The sequence below is a fragment of the Brachyspira catarrhinii genome (assembly GCF_005518285.1).
Classification (GTDB): Bacteria; Spirochaetota; Brachyspiria; order Brachyspirales; family Brachyspiraceae; genus Brachyspira; species Brachyspira catarrhinii.
On record NZ_SJDU01000182.1, the window covers coordinates 1 to 4,560 of the forward strand.

At 28.0% G+C, this 4,560-nt stretch carries 5 protein-coding genes; 1 reads left to right on the forward strand and 4 read right to left on the reverse strand.

The window, feature by feature from the left end:
• Nucleotides 1-2 precede the first annotated feature (2 nt).
• From EZH24_RS07490 to EZH24_RS07505, 4 genes are read right to left on the reverse strand one after another with little or no spacing between them, the layout of a single operon-like run.
• On the reverse strand, nt 3-371 hold the full coding sequence (locus EZH24_RS07490) for a hypothetical protein (RefSeq protein ID WP_137998497.1): 369 nt from the start codon (nt 369-371) through the stop codon (nt 3-5).
• Between the two features lie 13 nt (nt 372-384).
• Entirely contained in the window at nt 385-1,188 is an 804-nt protein-coding gene (locus EZH24_RS07495; protein WP_137998498.1) for a BtpA family protein, read from the reverse strand.
• 50 nt (nt 1,189-1,238) lie between these two features.
• The gene (locus EZH24_RS07500) at nt 1,239-1,841 is read right to left on the reverse strand and encodes a ribulose-phosphate 3-epimerase (protein WP_137998499.1); all 603 of its coding nucleotides are present in this window, start codon (nt 1,839-1,841) and stop codon (nt 1,239-1,241) included.
• Between the two features lie 2 nt (nt 1,842-1,843).
• Nucleotides 1,844-3,112, reverse strand: coding sequence for a PTS galactitol transporter subunit IIC (locus EZH24_RS07505; RefSeq protein WP_137998500.1), 1,269 nt, complete (start codon nt 3,110-3,112; stop codon nt 1,844-1,846).
• 270 nt (nt 3,113-3,382) lie between these two features.
• Here EZH24_RS07505 and rpoN point away from each other — a divergent pair.
• A partial coding sequence (rpoN, locus tag EZH24_RS07510; protein WP_137998501.1) for an RNA polymerase factor sigma-54 occupies nt 3,383-4,560 on the forward strand: 1,178 nt, incomplete at its 3' end.

A 4,560-nucleotide genomic window follows, 5' to 3' on the forward strand; every position in this document is an offset into this window, starting at 1 on the left:
TCCTAAAATCCATCTCTGGAAATATTTATATCGCCATTTTCATTTATAAATTGTATGGTTGCTCCATGCAAAATATTTCTATTTACTCCTCCGATTCTTTCTATTCTTATAAATCCGTTATTTTCTATCTTTTTTATAATAAATCCAATTTCATCGGAATGAGCGAATAAAGTAATAAATTTATTTGGATTAGATTTAGATTCAAATATCGCGTTAATATTGCCTATATTATCGACTTCTACATTTGAAGTTATTTTTCTAAACTCTTTAACCAAATATTCTATTACTCTATCTTCTCTGTATGAAGGACCTATTAAATCTGAAAGTTCCAAAACTCTTTTTATCAAAATATCTTTATTATTTATATTCATAAAAATCTCTTATTTATCTTATACTTTTTACTTTATCCATGAATTCTTTAACTCTAACTTTATCGACTCCGTTAAAAAATTCTCCATCTTTCTTAAATGTGGTCCCAACTACCGCGCCATCCGCTATTTTTAATTTTTCTTGAACATTTTCCAACCTAACTCCAGTATTTACAAAAACTGGGGTATTTTTTATGCTATTTTTCACTCTTTTTAATATAGAACTATCGGTTTCAATGCCAGCAGTCGCTCCAGAAACGCATACGGCATCTGGTAAATTGTTAAATACGGTCGTTTTTGCTATATCTTCAATATCTCTGTCGGCTAAATATTTTGCAGCTTCAGGCACTATATTAAACAATAATTTTATATTATTTGCCCTTAACGAATCTCTATGTCTAGCTATTTCTCCTATATTCATATTCCATAAACCAAAATCGCTCGCATATACTCCCGTAAAAATCTCTCGGACGAAACTTGCTCCCGTAGATACCGCTAAATCTATAGACGCCGTAGGGTCCCATAAAACATTAACCCCAAACGGTTTTTTTATTTCGCTTTTCAATTCGCCTATTATTCTTGCCATACTTATAGCGGTTATAGGATATGTTTTAGTCAAATACGGCATACTAAATTCATTTGAAAACATTACGGCATCGACATCTCCTTCTTGCAAGGCTTTCAAATCGCTTAAAGCCGATTCTATAACATAATCCATCCCTTTATTATAATCGTATCTCGGGTCGCCTGGCATAGCTTGAAAATGGCACATAGCTATTATAGGTTTATTAGTTTTAAATATTTTTTTTATCCAATCCATTTTATTTATTCTCCTTAAAAATTAAAAATTATTATAAAAATTAAAAATTATTATTTAAAATCATTATTAAAAAAGTATCTTCCCACTATAAAATTAGATACTCCTATTTTATTTAAAGTTTCTATTCTATTTTTATCTATACCTCCGTCTACCCATATATTTTTGAATTGCAATTTTTGGGCGATTAATATTTTATCCGTCATATCGTCAATAAAATATTCTCCATCTTTATCGGGTTCGCTTGTCATAATCATAATATTCTCGCATACCGAAACTAAATATTTATATTGTTCTATACTTGTAGCTGGATTAAAAACTATTCCCGCGTTAGCTCCTCTATTTTTTATACTATTTACTATATATTTTGGATATTGATAACTTTCGACATGAGCAAATACTATATCGTTATCTCTTAATGGCAGTTCGTATATCCAAAATAAAGGATTTGTCACCATCAAATGATAAGATATATTTATTTTTGTTTGCTCTCTAATCATATTTATCAACTTTATACCAAAAGTAATATTTGGAACAAAATTTCCGTCTTCTATATCTATGTGTAGAGTATAACTATTAAAATCTTCCACTTTTTTTATTTCGTTTTTAATATCCAATAAATTAGAGGAAGCTATAGATGGAGATATATTTATCATTATTAATTCCCCGTTATAAGTCTTGCAATATTAGTTAATATATACGCTATCCAATTTCCTTCCGATAATCCAGTAATCATAGAAGAATTGGCTGGAAATTCATAACCTATATTTCTTGCTATCGTAGTTAAACCTTCCGCAAAACCAGACGAAACATATAAAACTACTATCATTATTATAATTCCATATATTAGAGTTCTAAAGAAATTACCTTTTACAAGCGGAGTAACAAACGCTACAAAAAATGCAGTGGAAGCCAAATCAGCAAAAGGCAAAACTTTATTTCCAGGTAAAATAAATGCAAGTATCAAAGCTATAGGTATTAATATAGCTCCAACCAATATAGTTGTCGGATGCCCTATCATAATGGCAGAATCCAAACCTATATTGAATTCCTGATTCTTAAATCTTTTTTGCATAAATTCTCTGGCGGCTTCGGATACGGGAGCAAATCCTTCCATGAAAATCGATATTATTCTTGGGCATAAAACCATAATAGCTCCCATCTGTATTGCCAAATTTAGACTTTCTTTTTTAAATCCATAGGAAAGCACCCCTAAAATAAGCCCTATAATCGTTCCCATAACCAATGGAAGCCCTAAAATTCCGAATCTTTTTTGTATGCTTTCTATATTAAAATTAATATCTTTAATAATAGGTATTTTATCAATTATTTTATCCAATATAAAAACTATAGGAACAGTTGTAGTTGCAAATCCTTGCGGTATAGAAATTCCCGGGATATTAAAGAAAGTTTGAACTTTTGAAGCGGTTATGTCGGCTATTTTAAACGATATAAAACAATGAATTAAAGCGACTACTATGCCTATAATTAAATTATTTCCAGACCATAAATAAGCTATGGAGCCAGAAAAAGCAAAATGCCAATAATTCCAAATATCCACATCCAATGTTTTTGTAAGCTTTAACGATAAAAGTATAATATTGAATAAAAATATAATCGGTATTATCAAAGCGCCTATGGTTGTTCCAAAGGCTATTGCCGAACCGACTGGCCAACCCACATCCAAAGCGACTAAATTTAAATTAAATTTATCAATTAAAATTTTAGTAGCTGGGTCTAAAGCTCCTACTAATAAATTAATTATTAAACCAAGCCCTACAAAACCGACTCCTATGGTTAACGCCGAAACTATCGCTTTACTTAATTTCATTTTAAGTATTAAACCTAATATTAAAATGATTATTGGCAACATTACGGTTGAACCAAGCGATGTTATAAAATTTGTAATTGTTATGATAGTATTCATTGGATACCTCCATTTTTTATTTTATTTAATATAATTATAATATTTTTTTAATTATTTGTCAAGTATTTATCAAAAAAAAATTATTTTTTAATTAAAAATTAATAATTTTTTGATATATTACTATAAATATTTCATATATTTTATTATTTTTTATAATATATCAGTTATTATTTAATAGAATTTTAAAAAATAAATCTTTTATTTTATAAAATTTATAGAATAAAAAATTTTAATCATTGACAAAATAAATTAATTATCTATACTCTATATATGCGTAGTTCTATAAACACTTCGATTAATACTTCGATAAGAAACGAATTAAGATTAAACAGTCAAACAAAATTATGGTTAAATACTATTTCAATTCCAGCGATAGAATTAAAAGAAAAAATTGAAAAAACTATAGAAGAAAATCCTTTTTTAGAATACGATATAAAATCAAATTATTCAAAAAATGATGTTGATATAAACAGTTTAATAGAAAATACGGCGGCAAATACGAAAGAAAGTTTATTCGAGCATTTAAAAAGTCAAATAGAAATAACTTTTAATAATAAAAACGATATTGAAATCGCCAAACAAATTTCTACTTTTATAAATCAAGACGGATATTTAACTACTCCTTACGGCGAAATAGCGGATATTCTAAATATAAATATAAAAAAAGTTGACGAAATAGTAAAAGTATTGAAAACATTAGAACCAATCGGAGTTGCGGCAAAAAACATATCGGAATGTTTATCAATGCAATTAAAATATAAAGAAAATGTGGACGAAACCATAAAAAATAACGCGATAAATATAGTGGAAAATTATCTTGAAGAATTATCTAAAAAAAATTATAAATATATAGCATCAAAATTAAATATTGCAGAAAAAGAAATTTTAGACGCTTTGAAATTGATACAAACTTTAGAACCTTATCCCGCTCGAGAATTCGACACAACGATTGTAAAATATATTATTCCAGAATTATTTATATTCAAAGAAAATAACGAGTGGCAAGTGAAAACCAACGAAACTTTTATACCGCTCTTGAAAATTAATAAAAAATATAGTAAACTATTAAAGGAAAGTAATTTTAATAACGACTTAAAAGAAAAAAAAGAAGAGGCTCAAAATTTGATTAACGCGGTAAACGAGAGAAAAAAAAGCTTAAAAAGAGTCGGAGAAGGTTTATTAAAATTGCAAATTGATTTTTTTGAAAACGGAAAAGAATTTATGAAACCGCTTAGATTAAAAGATTTGGCTTTTGAAGTGGGATTAAGCGAATCGACAATTAGCAGAATATCCAACGGAAAATATCTTAACACGGTTTGGGGAACTTTTTCGATAAAATATTTTTTTTCTAAAAAGATAAACGGAGATTTGGGTTCGAGAGCGGTAAAAGAAATTATTAAAAGAATAATTGAAAATTCGGACGCGAAATTGAGCCTCTTCTTTTTTTT

Coding starts and splice junctions, on each gene's coding strand:
- EZH24_RS07490 (WP_137998497.1), bottom strand. CDS start 371: ATGAATATAAATAATAAAGATATTTTGATAAAAAGAGTTTTGGAACTT.
- EZH24_RS07495 (WP_137998498.1), bottom strand. CDS start 1,188: ATGGATTGGATAAAAAAAATATTTAAAACTAATAAACCTATAATAGCT.
- EZH24_RS07500 (WP_137998499.1), bottom strand. CDS start 1,841: ATGATAAATATATCTCCATCTATAGCTTCCTCTAATTTATTGGATATT.
- EZH24_RS07505 (WP_137998500.1), bottom strand. CDS start 3,112: ATGAATACTATCATAACAATTACAAATTTTATAACATCGCTTGGTTCA.